Annotated in this window: 27 protein-coding genes; 11 read left to right on the plus strand and 16 right to left on the minus strand. The window is 39.6% G+C overall.

All coding sequences use genetic code 11. The features are described 5' to 3' along the window. Window positions 1–42 precede the first annotated feature (42 nt). On the minus strand, window positions 43–381 hold the full coding sequence (locus tag J2S05_RS06335; RefSeq protein ID WP_306980937.1) for a YlaH-like family protein: 339 nt from the start codon (window positions 379–381) through the stop codon (window positions 43–45). Between the two features lie 18 nt (window positions 382–399). Next, entirely contained in the window at window positions 400–2,238 is a 1,839-nt protein-coding gene (gene typA / locus J2S05_RS06340; protein ID WP_306980938.1) for a translational GTPase TypA, read from the minus strand. Between the two features lie 273 nt (window positions 2,239–2,511). Between typA and J2S05_RS06345 the strand changes: the two genes are divergently transcribed. Then, on the plus strand, window positions 2,512–2,709 hold the full coding sequence (locus J2S05_RS06345; protein WP_306980939.1) for a YlaF family protein: 198 nt from the start codon (window positions 2,512–2,514) through the stop codon (window positions 2,707–2,709). Between the two features lie 42 nt (window positions 2,710–2,751). Here the strand turns inward: J2S05_RS06345 and J2S05_RS06350 are convergent, their stop codons facing one another. The 3 genes from J2S05_RS06350 to J2S05_RS06360 all read right to left on the minus strand — a co-directional run bounded on the left by J2S05_RS06350 (window position 2,752) and on the right by J2S05_RS06360 (window position 4,809). After that, window positions 2,752–3,651 carry an NAD(P)-dependent oxidoreductase gene (locus J2S05_RS06350; RefSeq protein ID WP_306980941.1) on the minus strand — a complete coding sequence of 300 codons (900 nt, stop codon included), beginning with the start codon at window positions 3,649–3,651 and terminating at the stop codon, window positions 2,752–2,754. Further along, the gene (locus J2S05_RS06355) at window positions 3,651–4,448 is read right to left on the minus strand and encodes an inositol monophosphatase family protein (RefSeq protein WP_306980943.1); all 798 of its coding nucleotides are present in this window, start codon (window positions 4,446–4,448) and stop codon (window positions 3,651–3,653) included. The genes J2S05_RS06350 and J2S05_RS06355 overlap by 1 nt, the downstream gene beginning before the upstream one ends. Window positions 4,449–4,620: 172 nt before the next feature. Continuing rightward, on the minus strand, window positions 4,621–4,809 hold the full coding sequence (locus J2S05_RS06360) for a hypothetical protein (protein WP_306980945.1): 189 nt from the start codon (window positions 4,807–4,809) through the stop codon (window positions 4,621–4,623). Window positions 4,810–4,999: 190 nt separating this feature from the next. Here J2S05_RS06360 and J2S05_RS06365 point away from each other — a divergent pair, with 190 nt between their 5' ends. Continuing rightward, window positions 5,000–5,641, plus strand: coding sequence for a YktB family protein (locus J2S05_RS06365; RefSeq protein WP_306980947.1), 642 nt, complete (start codon window positions 5,000–5,002; stop codon window positions 5,639–5,641). 81 nt (window positions 5,642–5,722) lie between these two features. Here J2S05_RS06365 and J2S05_RS06370 read toward each other — a convergent pair whose 3' ends face one another. Further along, window positions 5,723–5,983 carry a UPF0223 family protein gene (locus tag J2S05_RS06370; RefSeq protein WP_306980948.1) on the minus strand — a complete coding sequence of 87 codons (261 nt, stop codon included), beginning with the start codon at window positions 5,981–5,983 and terminating at the stop codon, window positions 5,723–5,725. Window positions 5,984–6,109: 126 nt separating this feature from the next. Here J2S05_RS06370 and J2S05_RS06375 point away from each other — a divergent pair, with 126 nt between their 5' ends. Continuing rightward, complete coding sequence (locus J2S05_RS06375; RefSeq protein WP_306980950.1) at window positions 6,110–7,591, plus strand: aminotransferase class I/II-fold pyridoxal phosphate-dependent enzyme; 1,482 nt, start codon at window positions 6,110–6,112, stop codon at window positions 7,589–7,591. A 148-nt stretch (window positions 7,592–7,739) separates the two neighbouring features. On the opposite strand, the gene J2S05_RS06380 is transcribed toward J2S05_RS06375, so the two are convergent. Further along, window positions 7,740–8,582, minus strand: coding sequence for a polysaccharide deacetylase family protein (locus J2S05_RS06380; RefSeq protein ID WP_306980952.1), 843 nt, complete (start codon window positions 8,580–8,582; stop codon window positions 7,740–7,742). Between the two features lie 299 nt (window positions 8,583–8,881). On the opposite strand from J2S05_RS06380, the gene J2S05_RS06385 reads away from it, so the two are divergent. Further along, window positions 8,882–10,504 (plus strand): BCCT family transporter, encoded by a 1,623-nt coding sequence (locus tag J2S05_RS06385; protein ID WP_306980954.1) that lies wholly within the window; start codon window positions 8,882–8,884, stop codon window positions 10,502–10,504. Window positions 10,505–10,662: 158 nt separating this feature from the next. After that, window positions 10,663–11,076, plus strand: coding sequence for a thioredoxin domain-containing protein (locus J2S05_RS06390; RefSeq protein ID WP_306980956.1), 414 nt, complete (start codon window positions 10,663–10,665; stop codon window positions 11,074–11,076). A 96-nt stretch (window positions 11,077–11,172) separates the two neighbouring features. Here the strand turns inward: J2S05_RS06390 and lpdA are convergent, their stop codons facing one another. The 5 genes from lpdA to J2S05_RS06415 form a co-directional block, all read right to left on the minus strand. Beyond that, complete coding sequence (gene lpdA, locus J2S05_RS06395; RefSeq protein WP_306980958.1) at window positions 11,173–12,579, minus strand: dihydrolipoyl dehydrogenase; 1,407 nt, start codon at window positions 12,577–12,579, stop codon at window positions 11,173–11,175. Between the two features lie 4 nt (window positions 12,580–12,583). Further along, window positions 12,584–13,870 carry a dihydrolipoamide acetyltransferase family protein gene (locus tag J2S05_RS06400; RefSeq protein WP_306980960.1) on the minus strand — a complete coding sequence of 429 codons (1,287 nt, stop codon included), beginning with the start codon at window positions 13,868–13,870 and terminating at the stop codon, window positions 12,584–12,586. 149 nt (window positions 13,871–14,019) lie between these two features. Further along, window positions 14,020–14,997 carry an alpha-ketoacid dehydrogenase subunit beta gene (locus tag J2S05_RS06405; protein WP_306980962.1) on the minus strand — a complete coding sequence of 326 codons (978 nt, stop codon included), beginning with the start codon at window positions 14,995–14,997 and terminating at the stop codon, window positions 14,020–14,022. A gap of 3 nt (window positions 14,998–15,000) precedes the next feature. Continuing rightward, complete coding sequence (gene pdhA / locus J2S05_RS06410; RefSeq protein ID WP_306980963.1) at window positions 15,001–16,086, minus strand: pyruvate dehydrogenase (acetyl-transferring) E1 component subunit alpha; 1,086 nt, start codon at window positions 16,084–16,086, stop codon at window positions 15,001–15,003. 411 nt (window positions 16,087–16,497) lie between these two features. Next, complete coding sequence (locus tag J2S05_RS06415; protein ID WP_306980965.1) at window positions 16,498–17,148, minus strand: YkyA family protein; 651 nt, start codon at window positions 17,146–17,148, stop codon at window positions 16,498–16,500. Between the two features lie 181 nt (window positions 17,149–17,329). Between J2S05_RS06415 and J2S05_RS06420 the strand changes: the two genes are divergently transcribed. From J2S05_RS06420 to J2S05_RS06440, 5 genes are all read left to right on the plus strand, one after another. Further along, window positions 17,330–17,506 carry a YjcZ family sporulation protein gene (locus J2S05_RS06420; protein ID WP_306980966.1) on the plus strand — a complete coding sequence of 59 codons (177 nt, stop codon included), beginning with the start codon at window positions 17,330–17,332 and terminating at the stop codon, window positions 17,504–17,506. Window positions 17,507–17,623: 117 nt separating this feature from the next. Further along, window positions 17,624–18,160 (plus strand): peptide deformylase, encoded by a 537-nt coding sequence (gene def, locus J2S05_RS06425; protein ID WP_306980968.1) that lies wholly within the window; start codon window positions 17,624–17,626, stop codon window positions 18,158–18,160. A gap of 361 nt (window positions 18,161–18,521) precedes the next feature. Next, window positions 18,522–18,734: a DNA-dependent RNA polymerase subunit epsilon gene (locus J2S05_RS06430; protein WP_306980970.1), complete on the plus strand. Its 213-nt coding sequence runs from the start codon at window positions 18,522–18,524 to the stop codon at window positions 18,732–18,734. A gap of 3 nt (window positions 18,735–18,737) precedes the next feature. Continuing rightward, window positions 18,738–20,405, plus strand: coding sequence for a ribonuclease J1 (gene rnjA, locus J2S05_RS06435; protein WP_306980972.1), 1,668 nt, complete (start codon window positions 18,738–18,740; stop codon window positions 20,403–20,405). 62 nt (window positions 20,406–20,467) lie between these two features. Then, on the plus strand, window positions 20,468–20,740 hold the full coding sequence (locus J2S05_RS06440; RefSeq protein WP_306980974.1) for a hypothetical protein: 273 nt from the start codon (window positions 20,468–20,470) through the stop codon (window positions 20,738–20,740). Window positions 20,741–20,800: 60 nt separating this feature from the next. On the opposite strand, the gene J2S05_RS06445 is transcribed toward J2S05_RS06440, so the two are convergent. After that, entirely contained in the window at window positions 20,801–21,253 is a 453-nt protein-coding gene (locus J2S05_RS06445; RefSeq protein ID WP_306980976.1) for a redoxin domain-containing protein, read from the minus strand. A gap of 82 nt (window positions 21,254–21,335) precedes the next feature. Continuing rightward, complete coding sequence (locus tag J2S05_RS06450; protein ID WP_306980978.1) at window positions 21,336–21,881, minus strand: peroxiredoxin; 546 nt, start codon at window positions 21,879–21,881, stop codon at window positions 21,336–21,338. A gap of 319 nt (window positions 21,882–22,200) precedes the next feature. On the opposite strand from J2S05_RS06450, the gene J2S05_RS06455 reads away from it, so the two are divergent. Further along, window positions 22,201–23,028, plus strand: coding sequence for a mechanosensitive ion channel family protein (locus tag J2S05_RS06455; RefSeq protein WP_306981121.1), 828 nt, complete (start codon window positions 22,201–22,203; stop codon window positions 23,026–23,028). Window positions 23,029–23,381: 353 nt separating this feature from the next. Here J2S05_RS06455 and J2S05_RS06460 read toward each other — a convergent pair whose 3' ends face one another. Then, window positions 23,382–24,512 carry an N-acetyldiaminopimelate deacetylase gene (locus J2S05_RS06460; protein WP_306980979.1) on the minus strand — a complete coding sequence of 377 codons (1,131 nt, stop codon included), beginning with the start codon at window positions 24,510–24,512 and terminating at the stop codon, window positions 23,382–23,384. Continuing rightward, window positions 24,509–25,711, minus strand: a complete 1,203-nt coding sequence (locus tag J2S05_RS06465) for an aspartate aminotransferase family protein (RefSeq protein ID WP_306980981.1) — start codon at window positions 25,709–25,711, stop codon at window positions 24,509–24,511. Before J2S05_RS06465 ends, J2S05_RS06460 begins: the two co-directional genes overlap by 4 nt. Window positions 25,712–25,727 lie beyond the last annotated feature (16 nt).

Raw genomic sequence — 25,727 nt, forward strand, 5'->3', positions numbered from 1 at the left:
GGCATAAAAAAAGAGACAGCATCAAATGCTGTCTCTTTTTTCTTATGATTGCGCCTGACTTTGCTCGTCCTGCTTTCTATGAAGATGGAGACGGTAGCGATACCCACCTAGAAAAATCGCTGATATCGCTAAAACCGCCATGATTGGAGCGCCAAAAGCAAACTCCATTGTCCAAAGAAAGAAGCACCCTACGACCAACATCGCGTAGATAATTACCGATTTGAGCAGGGGTAACTTCTGAGCAAAACCAAGCTTAAAAACAAGAATACCAAGTATCACGGTTGCTATACATGTCCAAAAACCCAGCCAAGGATTTTCCGCTGTCGCTTGCATAAGCCACGAATACTGACTTAAATCTGATTGGCTGACATCATTATTCATATATCTCCCGCCTTTTTACTAGGATTGGCTACCAGTTTTTTTACGTTTCTCTGATCTTTCACGCTCGTTTTTGTTAAGAATCTTTTTACGTAAACGAATAGAGTCAGGTGTTAATTCACAATACTCATCTTCATTTAGGTACTCAATTGATTCTTCCAGCGTTAAGATACGAGGACGCTTCATCGTTACCGTTTGGTCTTTATTAGCTGAACGTACGTTTGTCTGTTGTTTCATCTTTGTAATATTAACTGTTAGGTCATTATCACGTGTATGCTCTCCAACAATCATACCTTCATATATTTCAGTACCCGGCTCAACAAAAATCGTTCCGCGGTCTTCAACCTGCATAATACCATATTGGCTTGTTTTACCAGATTCGATTGACACAAGAACTCCTTGACGACGTCCGCCAACTTGCCCACCGAATAAAGGCTTGTAGCTATCAAATGAGTGGTTGATAATTCCATAACCACGTGTTTGTGTTAGGAATTCTGTAGAATAACCAATTAATCCACGAGCTGGTACCATAAACTCAAGACGAACCTGTCCGCCTCCGCTATTTACCATGTTGACCATTTCACCTTTACGCTCACCAAGAGATTCCATAACAGCCCCAGTGTACTCTTCAGGCACATCAATTTGCACACGTTCAACTGGCTCATGAGCTTTACCATCAATTTCACGAATAATAACTTCTGGCTTAGATACTTGCAGCTCAAAACCTTCACGACGCATATTCTCAATTAAGATAGAAAGGTGAAGCTCACCACGTCCAGATACAATCCAAACCTCTGGAGAGTCTGTGTTCTCAACTCGTAAGCTTACATCTGTTTCAAGCTGAGCTTTCAAACGCTCTTCTACCTTACGACTTGTAATATATTTACCTTCTCGGCCAGCAAATGGGCTATTGTTCACAAGGAAGGTCATTTGAAGTGTTGGCTCATCAATACGTAGAATTGGAAGTGCTTCTTGATGTTCAACAGGTGTAACTGTCTCACCAACGTTGATTTCTTCCATTCCTGAAATCGCAATTAGATCTCCAGCTTTTGCTACATCGATCTCAACACGCTTAAGACCAAGGAAACCAAACATTTTTGTTACACGGTATTGTTTAACAGATCCATCAAGCTTCATTAATGCTACTTGTTGTCCTACTTGAATGGTTCCGCGGAATACACGACCAATTCCAATACGACCAAGGTAGTCATTGTAATCAAGCATTGTTACTTGGAACTGTAATGGTTCACTGCTGTTATCAATTGGAGCTGGAATTGCTTCAATAATATTATTAAGCAAGCAAGTCATGTCATCATCTTGTTTCTCATGATTAAGACTTGACGTTCCGTTGATTGCTGAAGCATAAACAACTGGGAAATCAAGCTGATCTTCATCTGCTCCAAGATCGATAAACAAGTCAACCACTTCATCTACTACCTCTGTAGGACGAGCAAAGTCACGGTCAATTTTATTTACAACAACAATTGGAGTTAGCTTCTGCTCAAGGGCCTTCTTAAGTACGAAACGAGTTTGTGGCATACAGCCTTCATATGCATCAACAACAAGAAGAACACCATCAACCATTTTCATGATTCGCTCAACTTCTCCACCAAAATCAGCATGTCCTGGTGTATCCATAATGTTGATACGAGTGTCTCCATAATTAATAGCAGTGTTCTTTGCAAGGATGGTAATACCACGTTCTTTTTCAATGGCATTTGAATCCATTGCACGCTCTGCGACTTGTTCATTATCGCGGAATGTACCTGACTGTTTAAGTAACTCATCTACAAGAGTAGTTTTTCCGTGGTCAACGTGGGCAATGATTGCAATGTTACGTATATCTAAACGACGATCCATAAATTAATTCTCTCCTTAGCTATGTTCAAAAAGCAAATGCTTTCTGTTTCAGTTTTTATCTTTTGACAAGTATCTCCTATTCACAACTGTATAAGTATAACATAGTTAGCGATAGAATAAACAAAAGCTTTACGGTATTTTAAAACTGTTTTCAATTTTTTTTGTGATTTTCTTAAAATTGTTTGACGTATTGTCACATAGAATACCTTTTCTTTTACTTAATTAGCGGTAAACTATCTATAGAAAGCTCGTGTGTTAAGGGGAGGATTAGACTTGAAAAAAGAGAATATACTGTTCTTATTACTTGCTGCTATTACTGTTGTATGTATTATGAGCATTGGTATAGCTGTCGCTGAAAGAAGTATCTTTATCGCCCTTCTGGCTATTGTTGGTGTGATTCTGGCTATGGGCCTTGGGTTTACATTAAAGAAGCGCGTTCGTGAAAATAATCAATCTGAATCAATTAAATAGGCTCAAAACAAAACCAAGGATGAAGAAATCCTTGGTTTTGTTTTATTTTTTAGGTACATGTCGTTTTAGTACAACTCCTGTTTTTTCCTCTAAAGGTCGAACAATTGCACTGACATCTTGATGACCATACTTCTGTTTTGCAGCACTAACTTTCTCAGCACCGAGCTTAACCATCTCTAACGGCATATCAATTTCTTCAGCCAAATCTAGTGCTAATCCAATATCCTTGTGAAGCAAATTGATGGAGAACCTAGCATCGAACTCCCTATCAAGAATAGCATCCACTGCCCAGTCCATGCTTTTTGAAAATCCTGCACTCTTTTGGATTAAATCATAAGCAATAGCCGGATCAACGCCTGCTTTTTCAGCCATCACATAACATTCTGCAAGAGCCGCTTGGTGAACACCAATTAACATATTATTTAGAAGCTTAATAACAGTTCCACTGCCTAGCGGGCCAACATTCACAATATAAGCACCATAACTTTTCATGACTGGCTCAGCAGCTAAAAAAGTTTGCTCATCGCCACCACACATAATGGTTAGTGTACCGGCACTTGCTCCCATCGGTCCCCCACTAACTGGTGCATCCATAAACCCTGCTCCTTTTTCTTGAAGCAATGCATGTACTCTTTCATTGGTTTGACGATCAACGGTGGAATGATCAATGATGACTTTGCCAGAAGAAGCCCCGGCAATTAGTCCGTGTTCCCCTTCATATACCTCTTCAATCGTTTTAGGAACAGGTAAGCAGGTCATGACAATATCACACGTTTCCATTAAATCCTTTGGTGTCGCTGCTTCTTTTGCCCCGTATTGGACTGCTTCATCAATCGGCGCCCTGCTGCGACTCACCACATAGGTTTCATAACCAGCTTCAATTAAGTGCTTAGTCATAGGAAGGCCCATCGTGCCCAACCCTATAAATCCTACTTTTTTCATTAATTCTCCTCCCCTACATAAGCAGATACAATTTCTCTTTGTAGCGCAGGTTTTGCTGCTATAACTGTACCACCTTCAAGAAGTGAGAGCTTTTTTCCTGTAAAAGAAGATGTTCGACAACCTACTTCTTCTAGAAGAACGGACGCGCCTGCGTAATCCCATGGTGAGAGATTCACACTGACATAAGCATCCAATCGATCAGCAGCTACATAAGCCATCTCAATCGCGGCTGACCCATAAGAACGTATACTTCTAGAATCTCTGACTAAGGCCGTTAATGGATTCGCATGTGAATGATGCGTTTCAGTAAGCCAACGTGCATTTAAACCAATAATCGATTCGTCTAAAGGGCGTTCTTTCCCAGCAACTAATTCTACTTCGTTTACAAACGCTCCTTGTCCTTGCACAGCATAAAATAGTTCATCTGCCATCACATCGTATACGATTCCTACTTTTCCTATGCCATCCTCATAAATGCCAATCGAAATCGCAAACTTAATTTTCTGATGAACAAAATTCATCGTTCCATCAATGGGGTCAATAATCCATACGATGCCATCTGTATGATTAATCTTTTCAACTGTTCCTTCTTCACCTAAAAATAAGTGATCAGGATAAGCTTCTTTGATTTTCTTATAGAAAAAAGCCTCTGTATTCTTATCCACTTCCGTAACCAAATCATCTGGTCCTGATTTTGCTTCAACTTTAAAAGGATTCGCTAATGCACGTTTAATTTCATCTGCCGCTTCATAAGTCCAATCTCGAGCTACTCTTCCAAGTTCATTCCAATCAGCCATTATGATGTCCCCCTAAAGTTAGGTCGAATTGTTCCGTTTTTTCCTGATAACACCCTCATTATGCCATAAATCTATGAAAATGAACACTGACGCACATGGCTGCTTTATGCAAAAAAGCACAATCATATAAAATGATTGCGCTTTCATTATTATTTTTGTAAACACAGGTTCATTATTCTTTCATTTGAATCCATTCTTCTCTTAATTGAGCTAAGCACAGCTTACTTTCTTCAATCGCAAAAGCATCTTGGCTGATGATGGCGTCATGTAGGGTCATAAGCTGATAGTCCAATTCCATTTTTAAAACAGGTAGCCGTAGGGCCTCATCTTTTTCTTTAACAGAATGGATTACTTTTTCCATCTCACTCACTCCTTTTCAGAATTAAAAATAAAATAATTAAAAATTCTGATTTATATAGTTAGTATACGTACTCTGTAACAAAAATGCAATATTATTTTATTGATTTCCCACCTAAGCATTATTCGGCAGAATCTGCGCTAAGTATGGTACGATAGATGCATAATGACATGGTTTAAGGAGTGAATGAAGTATGTTTAATGGGTTTACCCAAAAGGATTTTGATGTGTTTAAAATAGATGGGTTGGAAGCACGTATGAAAGGTATTCAAACTCATATACAACCAAAGTTTCAAGCTCTTGCTGACGAAGTAGCGCCAAGCCTTAGTGCACTTGCTGGAGATGAATTTTTCACTCACATTGCTCAGCATGCGAGGAGAAAAGTGAATCCTCCTAATGACACGTGGGTAGCATTCGCTGCGAATAAGCGCGGATACAAAATGATGCCTCATTTTCAAGTGGGTTTGTATGAATCTCACCTTTTCGTTTGGTTTGCCGTGATCTATGAGGCTCAAGTCAAACCAACTCTTGCTAATCAACTTCTAACTGACGTGTCCAAGTGGAAACGGACAATTCCAGAAGAGTTCTCTTGGTCACTTGATCATATGAAACCAAGCAGTTTTGACCATCGTGATTTGAGTGAAGAGGACCTTAGCTCGATGTTTACTCGCTTACGTGATGTAAAAAAGGCCGAACTGTTATGCGGCATTACGATTGATCGCAACGATCCTATCTTACATGATGGAAACAAGCTTCTTAGTAAAATTGAACATACATTTAAAACGGTTATGCCACTTTATCAGGAAGCACAGCAAGCAAGTATTCCTTCTTCGTAGGCCAAATAGGATTTATTCATACAGAAAAACGAAGGGGATATTATCTCCCCTTCGTTTTTTGTCTGTTCTCATTTAATATGCTTATAATCTAACACGATCCGACTCGGCCGCTTTAGCCTTTTGAACAGCACGGTAGCAAGATACACCTGCTTCCTCATCAAATTCTTTACAGACTTGTTTCTCTTCACTTTTAGACGGCACAATCTCTTTAAATCTCCGGTAGCGATTCATAAGGTCCACACGATCAATTCCTTTTTGGTGAGCCGCTTCGACTCCTTGAAAAAAATGAATAACATCAACCACTTCTTCAGTGGACCAATCTAATGATATTGGCATGTTCATTTACTTTACCCCTTCCTGATCTTCCTAGTTACAAAAATCGTTGGATTTGATATACTCAACTTTGTTTTCACTTTCATACAGGTCAAGATATGACCTGATCTATCTTTCACTAAAGAGGTGTGCTATTTGCCCAGATCACAACATGTAACACCCTTATTCACAGGTGTTAAAGAACATGCACAGAAACAACCTGTTCAGTTTCATATCCCCGGTCATAAACAAGGATCCGGTATGGAACCTGAGTTTAGGCATTTCATTGGAGAAAATGCCTTATCCATAGATATGATTAATATAGCCCCTCTTGATGATCTTCACCATCCATCAGGCATTATCAAAGAAGCTCAAAATCTCGCTGCCGAAGCCTTTGGAGCAGATTATACCTTCTTTTCGGTACAAGGTACAAGCGGAGCGATTATGACGATGATTATGTCTGTATGCAAACCAGGTGAAAAACTGATTGTACCACGTAATGTTCATAAATCGATTATGTCAGCGATCATTTTTTCAGGAGCATTACCCATTTTTATTCACCCTGAAATTGATGCTAGACACGGAATCTCTCATGGCGTAACGGTTTCATCTGTTGAAAAAGCATTAGAGACACATCCAGATGCAAAGGGCCTTCTTGTCATTAATCCAACTTATTTTGGAGTAGCTGGTGATTTGGAACAAATCGTGCAGCTCGCTCACTCTTATCATATTCCTGTTTTAGTAGATGAAGCTCATGGCGTTCATATTCATTTCCATGAGGAGTTGCCACTTTCAGCTATGCAAGCAGGAGCAGATATGGCTGCGACAAGCGTACACAAGTTGGGCGGGTCAATGACTCAAAGCTCGATTCTGAATGTACGTGAAGGTCTGGTATCTGCTAAACGTGTTCAGGCTATTATTAGTATGTTGACTACCACATCTACTTCGTACTTATTATTATCTTCATTAGATGCGGCTAGAAAACAGTTAGCCATTAATGGACAGTCTTTACTCAGCAAAACCATTCATTTGGCGGAAGAGACACGTCAACGCATTAATGAAATTGAAGGGTTAGAATGTTTAGGGGATACCCTGCTCTCTTCTGAATCAGCGTACGCATATGATCCAACCAAATTAATTATCTCATTAAAAGGATTAAGTATTTCTGGACATGATGCAGAGGTTTGGTTACGTGAGCATTATAACTTAGAAGTAGAGCTATCCGACCTCTACAATATTTTGTGTATCGTATCCTTTGGTGATACGGAAGAAACATTAGACATTCTTGTCCAGTCTTTACGTGAGATGGCTGAACAATGTATAGGACAAACAGATTCCTCAGACAGTGTTTTCCCAATCCTTGTCCCTGATGTTCCTACTCTTGCTTTATCACCTAGAGATGCCTTTTATTCAGACGTCGAAAGCGTGCCTTTTGAAGAATCAGCAGGGCGTATTATCGCAGAGTTTATTATGGTCTACCCTCCAGGCATTCCAATCCTTATTCCAGGTGAGATCATTACTACTGATAATCTATCCTATGTTCAAAAGAATCTAGAAGCTGGCCTTCCAGTACAAGGACCTGAAGACGAAACTTTACAGAATCTTTTAGTGATTAAAGAACAACATGCAATTAAGTAATAAGGCTAGGACAGAGATCTCTTAATCAAAAGGGCCGAACAATGACGTCTTATGACAATCATTGTTCGGCCCTTTTATAGAGAGAAGTGGTAAGCACATATTTAAATATTTAAGAACGTAAAGCACACCTAATTGTTCGCATCCACTTTTATTTAATTAATTCAGGGTCAACAAACTCGTAGTCCTGATCTCGTAATCCATCGATAATGTCCTGAAGGGCTTCGTTTGTCCATTCACGGTCATGCATAAGTAGATTCGCTCCATTTTGAAGGAACTCTGTATTTACCATAATATCCGCAAGTGCTTCCGCATCTTGATACTCAGGTTCCCAATCGTATCCATAGGTCCAGTTCATTAAGATCATCCCCTCTTCTTCTACGAGCTCTCTAGAATAATCCGTATTAGAACCAAATGGTGCTCGGAAGAATCGTGGTCGTTCTCCAATAATATCTTCTACTATATCACTTACTTCAATAATCTCTTCGTATTGTTCTTCTTCAGAAATGGATTTCAAATCTTGATGGGTCATTGTATGGTTACCAATGGGAAAGCCCATGTTATGTATTTCTTTCAGCATTTCTTTTTCTTCATCTGTATCTAAAAAGTGCCCATTCACAAAAAAGATCGCCGGCACATCATTCTCTTTTAACGTTTCGGCCATTTCGACTGCATGTTGATCTGGTGCATCATCAAATGTTGCGAGCACTACTTGAGGATTCGCATCATCAATTGGATCAACTGTCCAAACGACATCGTTAATCTCATATTCTGGTTCAACCTCTACTTCTACTTCCTCTTCGTCTGCATCATCTGCTGGCTCAGAAGATTCCTCCTCTTCTTCCGTTTCTATCTCCGTTTCGTCTTCAGGTTGTTCTTCCTGTTGATCAGGTACTTCCGTTTCCTCTTCTGGCCCTCCTGCTTCTTGTGCACCATTCGTGCAAGCCGATAAAAGAACGACACTTAGTGAACTATACAATATTGCTTTCTTCATATACTTCTCTCCCTATACTACAATTTGTGATTAAGCTTAACAAAAACTTCAATTATCCGACAAGCATCTTCTTTTCTGTTTTGATCTTTTTTATGTATTTATGATTGATTTTCCTTTGTAAAGTAAATAATACGAATCAAGAACATTTTTATTATTAAAGAGAAATGTTTAACATTGTCGAATTAGAGGTACATATAACTTGAATTACTCTGGTTCATGCATTTATTTTCATTTGTGATTCGTAGCTAATTATGATAGCGTAGTGAACGTTGCACAACTTTCAAAGGGGAGATAAGAATTTGAAAAAAACGACATCGGTTTTTATGATTTCCATTATTATTGCGATTGCTTTTATTTCATGGGGAGTTTTACTTCCAAATAATCTTGAGACAGTCACTTCAACTGTACAAGGATTTTTAACAGGTCAGCTAGGTTGGTTTTACTTGCTAGCTGCTACATTTTTTGTAGCGTTCTCCATATATCTAATTTTCAGCCCATATGGAAAAATAAAGCTAGGTAAACCTGATGAGAAACCTCAATATAGTTTTTTAACGTGGTTTGCTTTCTTATTTACAGCTGGTATGGGAATTGGCCTAGTATTTTGGGGAGCGGCTGAACCAATTAGTCACCTTAACACTCCATTCCGAGCAGATCCAGGCACGAATCAGGCTGCAGCAGAGGCTATACAGTATTCCATTTTCCATTGGGGAATACACCCATGGGCAATCTATTCTGTCGTTGCATTATGTCTTGCTTATTTTCAATTTAGAAAAGATGAACCTGCTATGTTTAGTTCTACTTTAAGACCGTTGTTGGGGAACCGTGTAGATGGCGGTTTCGGTACAACGATTAATGTATTTGTCGTCATTGCAACAATTTTTGGTGTTGCTACTTCACTAGGTTTTGGAGCAGCTCAAATTTCTGGTGGCTTAGGGTTTTTATTCCCGTCAATATTAAACATACATCCAACGGTTCTTAACCTGATAGTCATTGTTATTGTTACCATTTTATTCAGTATTTCCGCTCTAACTGGTATTGATAAAGGAATTCGATATTTAAGTAATATGAATGTTTATCTTGCTATAGCACTTATGCTTTTCGTTCTACTTACTGGATCAACAGCCTATATGATGGGTGTTTTCACTCAAGGAGTCGGTAATTATCTTCAGAACTTTATTAACATGAGTTTTTCTTTAGATATTTATAATTCTGAAAACACATGGATTCAAGATTGGACATTATTTTATTGGGCTTGGTGGATTTCTTGGTCACCTTTTGTTGGTTCATTTATTGCTCGTGTTTCAAGAGGACGCACGATTCGAGAGTTTATCATTGGTGTCATAGCGGTACCCGCTCTATTTGGAGCATTATGGTTTAGTGTCTTTGGGGGCGCTGGAATTCAACTTGAGAGAATAGGTAGTGGGATTGGAGATTTAATTGCTTCTTCTGGTGAAGAGGTAGCTCTTTTTGCATTATTAGAGCAATTCCCATTAACTATGTTTGTATCAATTGTCGCTCTAGTATTAATCGGTTCGTTCTTTGTTACATCAGCGGACTCCGCTACAGTTGTTTTAGGTATGCAAACAACAGGCGGAATGTTGAATCCACCAAACGTTGTTAAGTTAGTATGGGGACTGATCATCTCTGGTACTGCAGCTGTTCTACTCACTTCAGAGCAAGGACTAACCGCTCTTCAGACAACAGCAATCATAGGAGCCTTCCCATTTACCTTCATTATGATTATGATGGTTGTAGCCTTGATGAAATCGCTTGGTGATGAAAAGCCTCTCCTTGCACAAGATAAGGAACGACTTCGTCAAGAACGTGCAAGACTTAAAAGCGAACAAAACAGTTTGAAAGAAGATAAAGAGAAGTTTAGAAAAGCTAAAATTGACAGCCTTAAGAAAAAAGATAAAGAATAAATAAAGAAAAGCCGAGAAATCACATGATTCTCGGCTTTTCTTTTACTGTCTATTTCTATTTCATTACAATTATGTTACCTGGACTATTGAAGGGACAAAACATGTTAAACTGAGAGTATGATTCTGAGCGTATGGATCGTGAAGGGAAGTGAGAGAAGTTGAATAAGTGGCTAATCATAATGAGTGCCTGTGCACTGTTACTATTGACAAGCTGTATTGCTGCGTCCACTTCGCCCTCCAGTCCTCTTACAAATGATGATGATGAAGCACCGATTGCTGTTCTGTTTTCAGATGCTGACAATCCTGAGCATGAACAAGAAGCCAACTATTATGATGCACTCCTAGAGCTTACTAGTGACTTTCCCGATGAGATGCCCGAATTAGTGATTGTTGATGCTTCTGATGAGGAGAAGGTTCAGTATTATGATATTAATCAATTCCCTACCATCTTGTGTCTTGATGGGGAAGAGATTTCACTTAGAATTGAAGGAACAAATAATAAAGAAGATATCCTGAAACACTTTTCAAATCTGTTTAACATGAGTTTGAAAATGGGACTAGCTATTTTTTAAAAACTTCCTTAGGGAAGTTTTTTTGATAGATCTAACGTAACTAAAGGTAAAAGCAAATAAAAAAACCTCCCGATAAATCGGGAGGTTTTCTTAGTATTACATGATATGAATTGGAGAACCTAGTGCAACTTCCGCTGCTTCCATTGTGATTTCACCAAGTGTTGGATGCGCATGAATAGTAAGTGCAATGTCTTCTGCAGTCATACCAGTTTCAATTGCAAGTCCTAGCTCAGCGATCACGTCAGATGCGTTCACACCAGCAACCTGTGCACCAATTAGTAGTCCGTCTTCTTTACGAGTGATAAGCTTCATGAAGCCTTCAGTGTCGTTAAGAGATAGAGCACGTCCATTGGCAGCATAAGGGAACTTAGATGCTTTTACATCGTAACCAGCTTCTTTTGCTTCTGCTTCAGTGTAACCAACTGTTGCAAGCTCTGGATCAGAGAAACATACAGCAGGGATACCAAGGTAGTCAATCTCAGACTTTTCACCAGAGATAACTTCTGCAGCCACTTTACCTTCATAAGAAGCTTTGTGTGCAAGAGCTGGACCTTCAACGATATCACCAATTGCAAAAATGTTCTTAACGCTTGTACGAGTTTGCTTATCGATTTTGATTAGACCTCGGTCTGTCATCTCGATACCAATTGCTTCAAGTCCAAGCTCTTCTGTGTTGGCTTTACGTCCAACTGTAACCAATAGGTAATCAGCATCAATTACTTGCTCTTCACCTTTGATTTCAGCTTTAACTTTTACGCCATCAGCAGACTCTTCCACTCCAAGTGCTTTCGCATCTGTGTGAATTGTTACGTTGTTTTTCTTCAAGCGTTTTTCAACTAGCTTGGCCATTTGCTTCTCGAATCCAGGAAGAATTTGCTTCGCCCCTTCAACAATAACTACTTCTGCACCAAGATTTGAATAAGCACCAGCTAATTCAACACCGATGTATCCACCACCGATAACAACCATTTTCTTAGGAACTTCTTTAAGAGCAAGAGCACCAGTAGAACTGATTACACGATCAGTGAATTTGAAAGATGGAAGTTCAATCGGGCTTGAACCTGTAGCGATGATGCAGTTCTTGAATTTATATGTTGTCGCGCTGTTTTCATCAGCAACTTTAACTGTATCTTCAGAAGAGAAGTAAGCTTCTCCTTGAACATAATCAATTTTGTTCCCTTTGAAAAGGCCTTTAACTCCACCAGTTAGTTTATCAACAACTGATGATTTCCATTCTTGGACTTTTTCGAAGTTAACAGTAACGTTCTCTGCTACAATTCCGATATCGTCAGAATGTTGAGCCGTGTGAAACTTGTGTCCAGCTGAGATAAGAGCTTTTGAAGGAATACAACCTACGTTTAGGCAAACTCCACCGATTGTCCCTTTTTCTACAACTGTTACTTTCTGTCCAAGCTGAGCAGCACGAATTGCTGCTACATAGCCTCCTGGACCTGAACCAATGACTAGTGTATCTACTTCGTTTGCGAAATCTCCTACAACCATTTGTTTAACCCTCCATTAAAAGTAATTGTGGATCGTTTAACAAGCGTTTTACGTGATTGACTGCGTTTTGTGCTGTTACTCCATCAATTAGACGGTGATCATAACTGAATGAAAGTGCAAGCATTGTTGCCACAACAATTTCCCCGTTTTTCACAACTGCTTTGTCTTCAATACGACCAATACCAAGAATAGCTACTTCCGGATGGTTGATTACTGGTGTGAACCACTGTCCACGAGCTGAACCAAGGTTAGAGATCGTGATTGATCCGCCTTTCATTTCAGCGCCAGAAAGTTTACCATCACGTGCTTTAACAGCTAGATCATTGATGTTATCAGCAAGCTCATAGATAGACTTACGATCAGCATTTTTCACAACTGGTACAACAAGACCTTGCTCTGTATCAGCAGCGATACCGATATTAAAGTACTTCTTGTAAACAATCTCTTGTGCATCGTCATCAATAGAAGCATTAAGTGCTGGATACTTCTTGATAGCTGATGTTAGAGCTTTTACAACGTAAGGAAGGTACGTAAGCTTTGTGCCTTGTTCAGCCGCTTGCTCTTTGTACTGCTTACGATGAGAAACAAGATTTGTTACTTCAATCTCATCCAAGTGTGTTACGTGTGGAGCTGTGTGCTTAGAGTTAACCATTGCTTTAGCAATAGCCTTACGAATTCCTTTAAGTGGAACACGCTCTTCAAGCTCTTCAGAAGATGCTGCTGGAGCAGATGTAGATGCAGAAGAAGTTGCTTTTTCTTCTTTCTCTTCAGATGCTTCTGTAGATGCTGATGGTTGATCACCAGACAGATACGCTTCAATATCTTCTTTAAGAACTCGTCCGTTTTTACCAGAACCACTTACAGCTTGGATTTTAACGTCTTTCTCACGAGCAAATTTACGTACAGAAGGCATAGCGATTACACGACTGTCATCGTTACTATCTTCTAATTTAGCTTCTTTTGAAGTATCTGCAGATTTCTCTTCTTTAGAAGATGTTTCTTCTTTAGAAGCTTCCTCTTTAGGCTCTTCTTTAGAAGGTGTTGCATCACCAGAACCATCATCAATTGTTAGGATTACATCTCCTACAACACTAACCGTTCCTTCTTCAACCTTAACTTCAATGATTTTACCGTCAATTGGAGAAGGAAGTTCAACAACAGATTTGTCGTTTTGTACTTCTAAAAGGATATCATCCTCTTTTACTTCGTCTCCTGCTTTAACAAACCATTTAACGATTTCACCTTCGTGGATACCTTCTCCCACTTCAGGAAGTTTATATTCATATGCCAAGCTCAAGCGCCTCCTTCATTATACCTTGATTTCTTTTCGTGTAAAAGGAAAGAACGACACCAAGTGACAGATATTCGACATGCACAACACAGACAAATACCTTATCACCGAGTTTCGTTTCCTTTTTTGCTAAGAGCCTTACTATTTAATTAAAAGTTCACAACTTCTTTTGCTTTTTCAACGATATCTTTATGGTTAGGCAACCATAGATCTTCAGCTGTAGCAAAAGCATAAACTGTGTCAGGTGCTGTAATACGTAGTACTGGTGCTTCAAGTGAAAGAATCGCACGTTCAGTGATTTCAGCAACCACATTAGCAGCAATACCTGCTTGCTTTTGTGCTTCTTGAACAACAATTGCACGGTTTGTTTTTTCAACAGAAGCAATTACTGTTTCAACATCAAACGGGCTAACTGTCATCAAATCAATCACTTCTGCTTCGATTCCATCTTCAGCAAGCTCTTCAGCCGCTTTAAGTGAAGCTTGTACCATTGCGCCATAAGCAACAATTGTAATATCTTTACCTTCGCGTTTGATGTCTGCTTTTCCAAGCTCAATTGTGTACTCTTCCTCAGGAACTTCTTGACGGAAAGAGCGATACAATTTCATGTGCTCAAGGAAAACAACAGGATCATTATCACGAATAGAAGAAATGATTAATCCTTTTGCATCATAAGGGTTTGAAGGAATAACAACTTTAAGACCAGGAGTCTGAGCCATAAGACCTTCTAGTGAATCAGCATGCATCTCAGGTGTTTTTACACCGCCACCAAATGGTGAACGAATTGTAATCGGCATAGTTTGCTTGCCACCTGAACGGTAACGCCAGCGAGACATTTGTCCAGCAACAGAATCAAATACTTCGAATACAAATCCGAAGAATTGAATTTCCATAACAGGGCGGTGATCAGTTAAAGCAAGTCCAATTGCCAACCCACCAATACCAGACTCAGCAAGTGGTGTATCAAATACACGATCTTCGCCGAATTCCTTTTGAAGGTTTTCAGTTACACGGAATACTCCACCGTTATTACCTACATCTTCACCAAAAACAAGTACATCTTCGTTTGCTTTAAGCTCATTACGAAGACCATCCGTAATGGCTTGAGCCATTGTCCAATTACCCATGACTTAATTCGACTCCTTTGCCGTAAATTCTTCCAATTGCTCGCGAATATTAACAGGAGCTTCGTCAAACATATTGTTAAGCATTCCAGTTACCTTCATCTTAGGCTCTTGGTCCGCTTTTTTGATTGCTTCTTTAATTTCTTCTTTTGCTTTTTCAGTTACTTCGTTTTCTTGCTCTTCACTCCAAAGCTTTTTGCCTTCAAGGAATTTACGGAAACGAATAAGTGGATCTTTTTTCGCCCACTCATCATCTTCTTCAGATGTACGGTAGCGAGTTGGATCGTCACCAGCCATTGTATGAGCACCATAACGATACGTAAGTGTTTCAATTAGAGTTGGACCTTCACCTGCAAGCGCACGCTTACGAGCTTCAGTAGTTGCTGCATAAACAGCAAGAACATCCATTCCGTCAACTTGAACGCCTTCAATACCAGCAGCAACAGCTTTTTGTGCAATTGTTTTTGCAGCTGATTGTTTTTCAACAGGTACTGAGATAGCGAAACGGTTATTTTGAACAACAAACACTGCTGGTGCATTATACGCACCTGCAAAGTTCATTCCTTCATAGAAGTCCCCTTGAGAAGCCCCACCGTCACCAGTGTACGTAATACAAATATTTTCTTTCTTTTTACGTTTTAGTCCAAGTGCCACACCAGCCGTTTGCACAATTTGTGCTCCGATGATGATTTGCGGAACTGCAACATTTAGGCCATCCGGGAATTCACTACCAGCGACATGTCCACGAGACCATAGAAATGCTTGATAAAGTGGTAGACCATGGAACACAAGCTGAGGAATATCACGGTAACCTGGAAGAATCCAGTCCTCTTTATCTAATGCAAAGTGTGATCCAAGCATAGAAGCTTCTTGTCCAGCCATTGGTGCATAGAAACCAAGGCGTCCTTGACGGTTAAGTGCAATCGCACGTTGATCCCAAATACGCGTATAAACCATACGACGCATTAACTCCTGTAATTGTTCGTCGCTTAGATCAGGCATTGCTGATTCGTTTACGACTTCGCCTTCCTCATTTAAAATTTGGAAGGTTTCAAATTGCTCTTCTACTTGCTCAATGGTTTTTGTACTCAATTTGTCCACCTCATCCTTTCATTTTCAACGTTCGCGTCAGTCCATATCTTTCATTGTGCAAGAAACTACAAAGTTCACATAGTTAGGATACCCAATCTATTCGTTTCCATAACCTCAAAAATGCTTATCTAAACGTTTTTGGCATAGCTTATTGCACAGGCGATATATAGAGACAAACAGCGATTGAGAACAACTAAAGCTCAGAGTATAACTGTATTAGTAAATAAATTGAAATACTGATACACTCATCTACTTGATCTAGTCTACCTTACAGGCACTTATCCAGTCAATTCTTTTGTTTGATTAGAATGATACCGTTTGAATAAATTCACCATTTCGTAAAATAAACGAACTGTGTTATACAGCACAGGCTATTATACTGGTACAGTTTTGTTCGTTTCATGACTACAATTAGCTGAATTCAACATCCAGATCAGCAGATTCATAAAATGACTTTTTCGCTTCGTTGTATGTATCCGTATGGCTATTAAACGTCTCAGTTGCTTCTGTAATTTCATTGTATTTTTCATTAACTAATTCGATTTGCTCTTCTAACTGACTTACATCAAGATCTTCTTGGCCTAACAACTCATACAATTGCTGATCAAGGTCTAAAGACTCTTCATACAGACTGTATAAGGTATTGTAGCTCTCGTAACGGTTATCCATCGCTTCTTGTACATCACTTGCCAGGTTTCTTGTGTCTTCGTTCTCAATATTCTCAAATTCAGATTCTGCTTTTGAAGCTTCTTCATAGCCTGCTTCAATTCCCGCCTTCTCATCTTCAATCATTTCGCGTCTTGTTTCGACAGACTCTAATGCTTGATTTGTTAATGTAACAATAGAATCAAAATCATCCATACCAAGCTCAATGATTTCATCGTACCATGTTTGCTCCTGTTGTTCCGCTTCTTGTAAAGGGGCTTGTTGCTCTGCAAATACAGCCTCTTCTTCTACTGCTGTTTCAAAATGAGTATGAATGGTTTCCTCTGGATTTGAACTACACGCTGTCAGCACCACACCGAGCGAAACAGCGGAAAGCATGCCTATCATTTTTTTCATCTTATAACTCCTCCTATTTGTTGCACCCTCTAAATTTTGACACATTACAAGAAAGAACGTCAATGCAAAAGGGAAGAAAGAATTAATTCATTATGGGCATACGTCCAGCCATAATTTTTTGTTGTGCATATGGTAAGAGTGAATCGTCTAGTAGGCGATATACTAAAGGAGGTTTTTTAACATGGGTTACGGATACGGTGGACACTGCAATGAATGTTACGATCCTTGTGGATATGGATACGGCGGTCATGGTGGCGGATATGAAAAAGGTGGAAACAACGGTTTTGCTTTAATCGTAGTCCTTTTCATCCTATTAATTATCGTAGGTGCTTGTGGACTTGGCGGAGGATACAAATAAACCGGAAGTAACAATTAGGGGCGTTTGGCCCCTATTACATAGATGATTATTCGAATTCACTTGCTATTTCTCTTACTTCTTTTTAAAGTATAGCTAGAGATTAAAGGAGTGAAACCAATGTTAACATCAGAAGATATTGTACGCGAGGGAGATCCGGTTCTAAGAAAAGTAGCTGAACCTGTTACTTTACCTCCATCTACAGAAGATATTGCAACATTAAATGACATGCTTGATTACTTAATAAATAGCCAAGACCCCGAGATTGCGGAAAAGTATGAGTTACGTCCAGGTATCGGGATCGCTGCCCCACAAATCGGAGTATCTAAGCGTATGTTTGCCCTTCATCTAACAGACGAAAAAGAAAACGAATATAGTTTAGGTTTAATTAATCCTAGAATTATTAGTCACTCAGTTGAAGAAACACACCTTGAGGATGGAGAAGGCTGCTTATCTGTAGACCGTGCAATTGAAGGAGCGGTTCCAAGATATTCACGTGTTACGATAAAAGCCACTACAATTGACGGTGAAGAGATTCAGCTTCGCTTACGCGGCATCGCAGCAATTGCTTTTCAACACGAACTCGACCATTTAAATGGAATTATGTTTTATGATCGCATTGAAGGATTTGAAGACCCATACAAAAAAGAGCTGTAACGAATTAGAGGCGGTTATCGCCTCTTTTTTTGTGCTTGTTTATCTATATTTTACCTGAGACATTCTACTAAGAGATACACATACTACAGTTACATGATTTTATACACTAACTAAATGTTTATTTGGTGGAAAGGAGTCCAATAATGCTACGTAAACTTAAAAAAAAGCTAATAAAAAGCTGTCGAAATCTATTACCTAAAAATCGTCTCATAGAGGTTTAAAGCAAGCTTTTTATGATTAAACTAACAATCTGTAGAGCTGGTTTTCTGCATGAATTTAAGCTTTCTTAAAAAGAATCAATGAAATAAATGGGGCATTGCTTTATAATGAGTGTTAAACAATGTCTAAGGAGAGGTAAGAAATGAGTATATTTAAAGTATTTTTTCAAGAAACAGCAAATGAAGTGCCTGTGCGTGAATGGACCAAGTCTGTTTATGTTGAAGGGGAATCAGAAGCAGACGTTCGCAAAAAGCTCGCTTCACGTCAATATAATATTGAATTTGTAACAGTACTCTCTGGAGCTCATCTTGAATATGAGCAGAATCAAGAAGATTTCAAAACGGAGACTGTGTAATTAATGAAACAAACAAAAAATAACCAAACAGCCGTATTTGCATTAGGCGGCTTAGGCGAAATTGGTAAAAATACCTACGCAGTTCAGTTTCAGGATGAAATTATTTTAATCGATGCTGGAATTATGTTTCCAGAGGACGAACTTCTCGGCATCGATTATGTCATTCCTGACTATACGTATCTCGTTAAAAACGAAGATAAAATAAAAGGGCTATTTATTACTCACGGACACGAGGATCATATTGGTGGTGTCCCATACCTTTTAAAAGCGATTAATGTTCCGATCTATGGAGGCAAACTGGCTTTAGGATTATTAAAAGGTAAGCTAGAAGAGCATGGTCTGCTTCGTTCAGCTAAACTTCATGAAATTCATGAAGATGAGGTTATTAAATTCACTAAAACCTCTGTTTCATTTTTCCGTACAACCCATAGTATTCCTGATGCATATGGAATCGTTGTAAAGACGCCTCCAGGTAATATTGTACATACAGGTGACTTTAAGTTTGATTTTACTCCTGTTGGCGAACCTGCCAATTTAACCAAAATGGCAAAAATCGGTGAAGAAGGTGTACTTTGCCTACTTTCAGATAGTACAAATAGTGAGATCCCTGAGTTCACAATGTCTGAACGTAAAGTCGGAGAAAGCATTGATGGGGTTTTCCGTAAAGTTGATGGCCGTATTATCTTTGCTACGTTCGCATCAAATATTCATCGCTTGCAACAAGTGATAGAATCGGCTGTTATTCATGGTCGAAAAGTTGCTGTATTTGGACGCAGCATGGAGTCAGCTATAAATATCGGACAAGACCTTGGATATATCTCTGCACCCAAAAATACATTCATTGATTATTCACAGCTAAATAAGCTTCCTGATAGTCAGGTAGTTATTCTTTGCACAGGTAGCCAAGGTGAGCCAATGGCCGCCCTATCACGCATTGCATTTGGCACACATCGTCAAATTCAAATTATTCCTGGTGATACGGTTGTATTCTCTTCTTCACCTATTCCAGGGAATACATTAAGTGTAAGCAAAACAATTAACCAGTTATATCGTGCAGGAGCAAACGTTATTCACGGACCATTAAGTGACATCCATACGTCTGGACACGGTGGTCAAGAAGAACAGAAACTAATGCTTCGACTGATGAAACCTAAGTACTTCCTTCCTATTCACGGGGAGTACAGAATGATGAAAATGCACATCAAGCTTGCTCAAGACTGTGGTGTAGCTCCAGAGAACTGCTTTATCATGGATAACGGCGATGTACTTGCCCTTCACCCCGATGAAGCCGGTGTGACTGGTAAGGTCCCTTCAGGCTCTGTGTATGTAGATGGAAACGGGATTGGTGACATTGGTAATATAGTTCTTCGCGACAGAAGAATCCTTTCTGAAGAAGGATTGGTTATCATTGTAGTCAGCTTAAACATGAAAGAATTTAAGGTGACAGCTGGACCTGATATCATTTCTCGTGGGTTTGTGTACATGCGTGAATCGAGTGATCTGATCTACGAAGCTCAGAAGCTACTTGCTAAACACTTAAACAATGTAATGGATCGCAAAACGACTCAATGGTCTGAAATCAAAAATGAATTGGCCGATACACTTGGGCCATTCCTATATGAGCGAACAAAACGTAAACCAATGATTCTTCCGATTATCATGGAAATATAAGCATTCAACATCATAACGAAGAGACTAAGACAAAACTCTTCTAATAAAAAAAGGGCCGAACAATGATGACACATCGTTGTTCGGCCCTTTTATATAATAAAGCGGAAGAGGCGGTTGCCGCTCCAGAATCACAAGGAGGGTTCAGAGGTTACCCGAATTTGGGTTCTAGTTATCGCTCCCGAAAATGGGGGCACGCTTACCGCGGGAAGGCATTGAACGAACCGGGCAAGCCCGTTCATTTCAATACGCCTTTTTATCCCGCAGGTGTCGGCCCTCCATTTTCGTCCGCTGGTTTATTTGTTGGTGAACGAATTTCTGTGGCAGGTAGAGATTGAAGTGCCGTTTTTCACACAAAGAAGAACCGAACGAAACGCACGGTTCTTCTTCTCTTAACTCTATTCTTTAATACCTAATACTCGGTTCACACGTTTTGTTAGCATTTTCATGCCGCCGCCACCTGCTTGGAAATGGCGAAGTTGACCTTCTTCATCGAATACATAATAAGCAGGTACGTATTCATTTTCAAACGCGTCTGTTAATTTATGTTCGTTATCAACAAAGATTGGTTGGTCAATGCTATGCTCAGCAGCAACTTTTTTAATCTCTTCAATATCTAAGTCCTTTTCAGAACGAGGCATATGAACGGCAATAACATTAAGCTGATCTTTATAGTTATCACGGAATTCATTTACATTTGGCATTGCTTCCTTACATAGTCCACAGCTAACAGACCAAAAATGAATCAATGTTGGTTTTGTCCCAACAAGGTCTTCTTTTGTTAGCTGACCATTTAACCATTCTGTTGCGCCATTTAGTTCAGGCATTTGTGAACGTAGTTTTAAAGCCATGTAGCGTCATCTCCCTTTAATTTGATAAAAAGAAAAGGCCTAACAATAGAACTGCTAGACCTTTTCATCAACTCTTATTAGCTTATAGAGTTGCTTGACCTGGCTTCCAGTTTGCTGGGCAAAGGCCACCAGTTTGAAGTGCTTGTAGTACACGAAGTGTTTCATCTACATCGCGACCAATGTCGTTGTGGTTTACAACGGAATATTTAAGCTCGCCTTCTGGGCTAATGATGAATAGTCCACGAAGTGCAATACCTTCATCTTCAATTAATACACCATACTCACGAGAGATGGAGTGGTTAGTATCAGCAGCAAGTGAGTAGTTTAAGTCACCAAGACCATTTTCATCACGTGATGTGTTGATCCATGCTTTGTGTGTGTGAACTGTGTCAGTAGATACTCCAACAATAACAGCATCTAGATCTTCAAATTCATCGTTACGGTCACTCATTGATGTGATTTCCGTAGGACACACAAATGTGAAATCCATTGGATAGAAGAAAAGAACAGTCCACTTATCGTTTTTCATGTTCTCTTCAAGACTAACTCGTCCAAATTCTTTGTTCGGGAAAACAGCCTCCATATCAAATCGTGGTGCCTGTTTACCTACCATACGTTTATCAGACATTCATAATTCCTCCTTCAACTGAATCAAAACTTTCTACCTTTGTTATTATAAAAGACACACTATTTTTAGTCAATATTAAATAATAATGAATTTAAATTAGTGCAACCCTTTTTAATAAGCTCTACAGTGTAGTGTACCCACTATATCAATGGATAAACTCATTCTGTGTTTATAATTATACTTCTTTTCCGTTCATTAAGAAAACAATATGCTTTCATTTTCTCATTAGTCATCATTTGAGATTCTCATGTGCCTATGCTACGATTTAAAGCGTTAATGATTAATGTATATGTTGTAGGAGCTGATGTTGAAAATGTTTATGAATTGGTTGAACGAATTAAATTGGGGTGCTATTGCTACGGATGGTCTACTCTTAATCGGTAAACTTGTCCTCGCATTCTTAGCTTTTTATGTGGCAAGAGCCATTGGTCGTAAAGTGATATCTCAATCCTTTGTTAAAATGAAAAAACAACGAAATATCTCTGCGGGACGTAGTCATACGTTGGAAAAGCTTGCGGTTAACGTTCTTTCTTATGTATTGATCTTTATTTTAGTGACGTTTATTGCTGAAATGTTTGGCTTTTCTCCAAGTGCTCTCATAGCTGGTGCTGGTGTTATTGGACTTGCTGTCGGGTTTGGAGCACAAGGACTTGTAAGTGACGTTGTAACTGGCTTTTTCTTATTACTTGAAAAACAAGTTGATGTTGGTGATTATGTCACCGTAGCAGGTCTCGACGGTATTGTTGAAGAGGTTGGTCTTAGAACAACTCAAATTCGAGGCTTTGATGGAACGCTTTATTTCATCCCAAATAGAAATATTACAGATGTCCATAATCACTCACGTGGAAACATGAGAGCCTTAGTAGATGTCAGTATTCCATTTGAAGATAATATGGATGAGACAATCAAAGTCATTCAAGACGCCTGCGCTGATCTTGGTGACGTAAAAGAATTAATTAAAGAAGGACCAGATGTAGTTGGTGTGGAGGATCTATCATCTTCTCTTGTGACCATTCGTGTAATTGCCAAAACAGAAAACATGCACCAATGGACAGTTGAACGCAAAATTCGTCAAGTTATTAAACAAGCGATGGATGAATACAAACAATCGCAAGAAGATGATACCGCAAACGAAAAAGATGAATAAACGATAGTAAAAACTAGCCAAGAATCAGTTGATTCTGGCTAGTTTTTTTGTCTTGATATTGGTGTGTGCCCTACTCTCTCACCAATGGATTAAAATGAGAAACAAAGAGACTAGTAACACTAAGAGGGATGTTACGTAGACAAAGACAGTACAGTTTTTAGTAAGAAGCAAACGTCGTCATCAAGATCGGTGTGTAATTAACCAAGACGCATTCATTCGTCACCAAGAACCAAAACCAATCACCAAGACCAACGATAGACTTAACAAGCGGATATCGAATTTACCAAGACCCTTCTCCGCCTGCTCAAAAAAAAAATGAAACGGACAACTCAATGACCGTTTCATCTAATAATCTATTTTTTCATTTTCCATGTGAAATAAGAAATGAGATGTGTAACTGCTTTCTCAATTGCTGCCTCATCTGGATTCAAGCGTGCGTCATGTAGACCGTAGGGACTATCTACGCCAAGCCAGAACATAAAACCAGGTATTTGCTCAAGAAAGTATCCAAAGTCTTCTCCAGTCATTGCAGCAGGTGCCTCAACAAACGTCACATCCGGATCTCTCTCTGCAAATGCCATATACTCCTGAGTCAGCTCTGAGTGATTGTTTACTTGGCAATAGTTACTGCCATAATCAATCGTCAATTCGCACTCAAAAGAGGCTTCAATACCTTTAGCCATTGCTTCAATACGTCGTTTGATCTCGGTCATCGACTCGATTGAAAGGCTACGAATCGTCCCTTCGACTCTAGCTGATTCAGCAATAATGTTCTGCTTTGTCCCGCCTTTAATTACACCAATTGTAACAACACCTGAATCAAGTGGATTCACATTACGTGCAACAATGGTTTGAAGTTGCGTGACAAAATGACTGGCTGCCACAACCATATCTCTAGCTGTATGAGGATAAGCTGCATGCCCACCTTTTCCTTTCAGGTCAATAAAAAGTTCAGAGGTGTTAGCAAATAATAGCCCTTCTCTTGTAGAGACGGTTCCAACTGGAAGCTCAGGAGCGATATGTAGAGCAACGATTTGATCTGGCCACCACTCTTTTAACACACCTTCTTCAAGCATTGGTTTTGCACCGCCAGGTCCCTCCTCTGCGGGTTGGAACACAAACAACACATGATCGGTGGGACGATGTTTAGACAAGTGAGACAACACGCCTAAGGCAATCGTCATATGAAAATCATGTCCGCACGCATGCATCATCCCCTTGTGCTCAGATACAAAATCTTCAATACCTGAACGCTCTTCTATCGGTAATCCATCAATATCTGTGCGATATGCTAAGGTTTGACTTGGATCAGATCCTTTTATAAAGACGAGTACACCTGTACGCCACAGCTTGATGTCCCAGTTCTCTTGAACCAGTGGCTCTAAGACGTCTAAGATAAGCTGCTGTGTCTTCATCTCCTTAAAACCGATTTCTGGTATCCGGTGAAATTGTCGTCTAAGATCGAGTAGCTCTTCTGCTGTCATTCGCTCACCTCTGATAACACTTCTGTAAATAATGCGAGAAAGAACTCAATTTGTTCATCAGACACAATTAAAGGTGGAAGTAATCGAATAATCGTCTGTTGAGTTACATCAACAAGCATGCCACGTTCTAACAACGTTTGTTGAATCTCTTTTACTTTCACTGGTTCTAGATTCATGACGATGCCAATCATCATACCAAGCCCACGGATGGACTCTATACATCCAGCATACTCTTTTTGAAGCTCTTGCAATCCGTTTTGAAGTTTTTCTGCTGCATTTGCGCCAGCATCTAACACCCCATCATCAATGAGCAATTCTAGCACGGTGTTTCCAAGTGCCGCACTTAATGGGGATGGAGCAAACGTTGTGCCGTGATCACCAGGCTTAAATAATTCAGCGTGCTCTGCTTTTACAATGATTCCACCTAAAGGTAGCCCTCCGCCAATTCCTTTTGCGAATAAAACCACATCTGGATTTACGGAGGTGTGCTGATAGGCAAATAGCTTTCCTGTTCGTCCGATACCAGTTTGAATCTCATCCATACAGAACAATACGCCATACTGCTGACAAAGCTTAGCCGCTTGTTCTACGTAATCTGAATCAAGAGGCACCACACCACCTGAACCGAGGACCGGTTCCATTAAGAGAGCAGCAGGCTTCTTTTCTTTTAAGACTTGTTCTAACGCAGCAAGATCATGCGGTGCTACATCATACACAGGAAAATTACTAACTGGGAAGTCTTGATAAACGCCAGGCTGACGTGTCAATTTCAATGCACCTAATGTGCGGCCATGAAAGCTTTTCTCAAGCACGACGATCCCATCTTGTCCCGTCTTCTGTTCTTTGGTCCATTTATGAACAAGCTTTATGACGGCTTCTGTTGCCTCGGCCCCAGAATTTGTATAGAATACCTTGCCAGGAAACGTAGCTGCTACTAACCGTTCAGCTAGTTCTACGGCAGGTTTATTAACGTATAGGTTTGAAATATGAAGAAACTTCTCACCCTGCTCACATAAGGTTTGCACAATTTTTGGGTGCGAGTGTCCAACTATGTTTACAGCTAAACCAGTTATAAAATCCACATAGCGCTTACCGTTTTCATCAATAAGAGTCGCCCCTTCACCCCGATCAATTACTAGCGGCAGCCTTCCATATGTGTTCATGATTACTTCTCTATTTCGATGGGTCCAATCCGCCATAGTACTCACTCCTACT

Origin of the sequence: Alkalicoccobacillus murimartini (genome assembly GCF_030813245.1) — a bacterium.
Classification (GTDB): domain Bacteria; phylum Bacillota; class Bacilli; order Bacillales; family Bacillaceae_D; genus Alkalicoccobacillus; species Alkalicoccobacillus murimartini.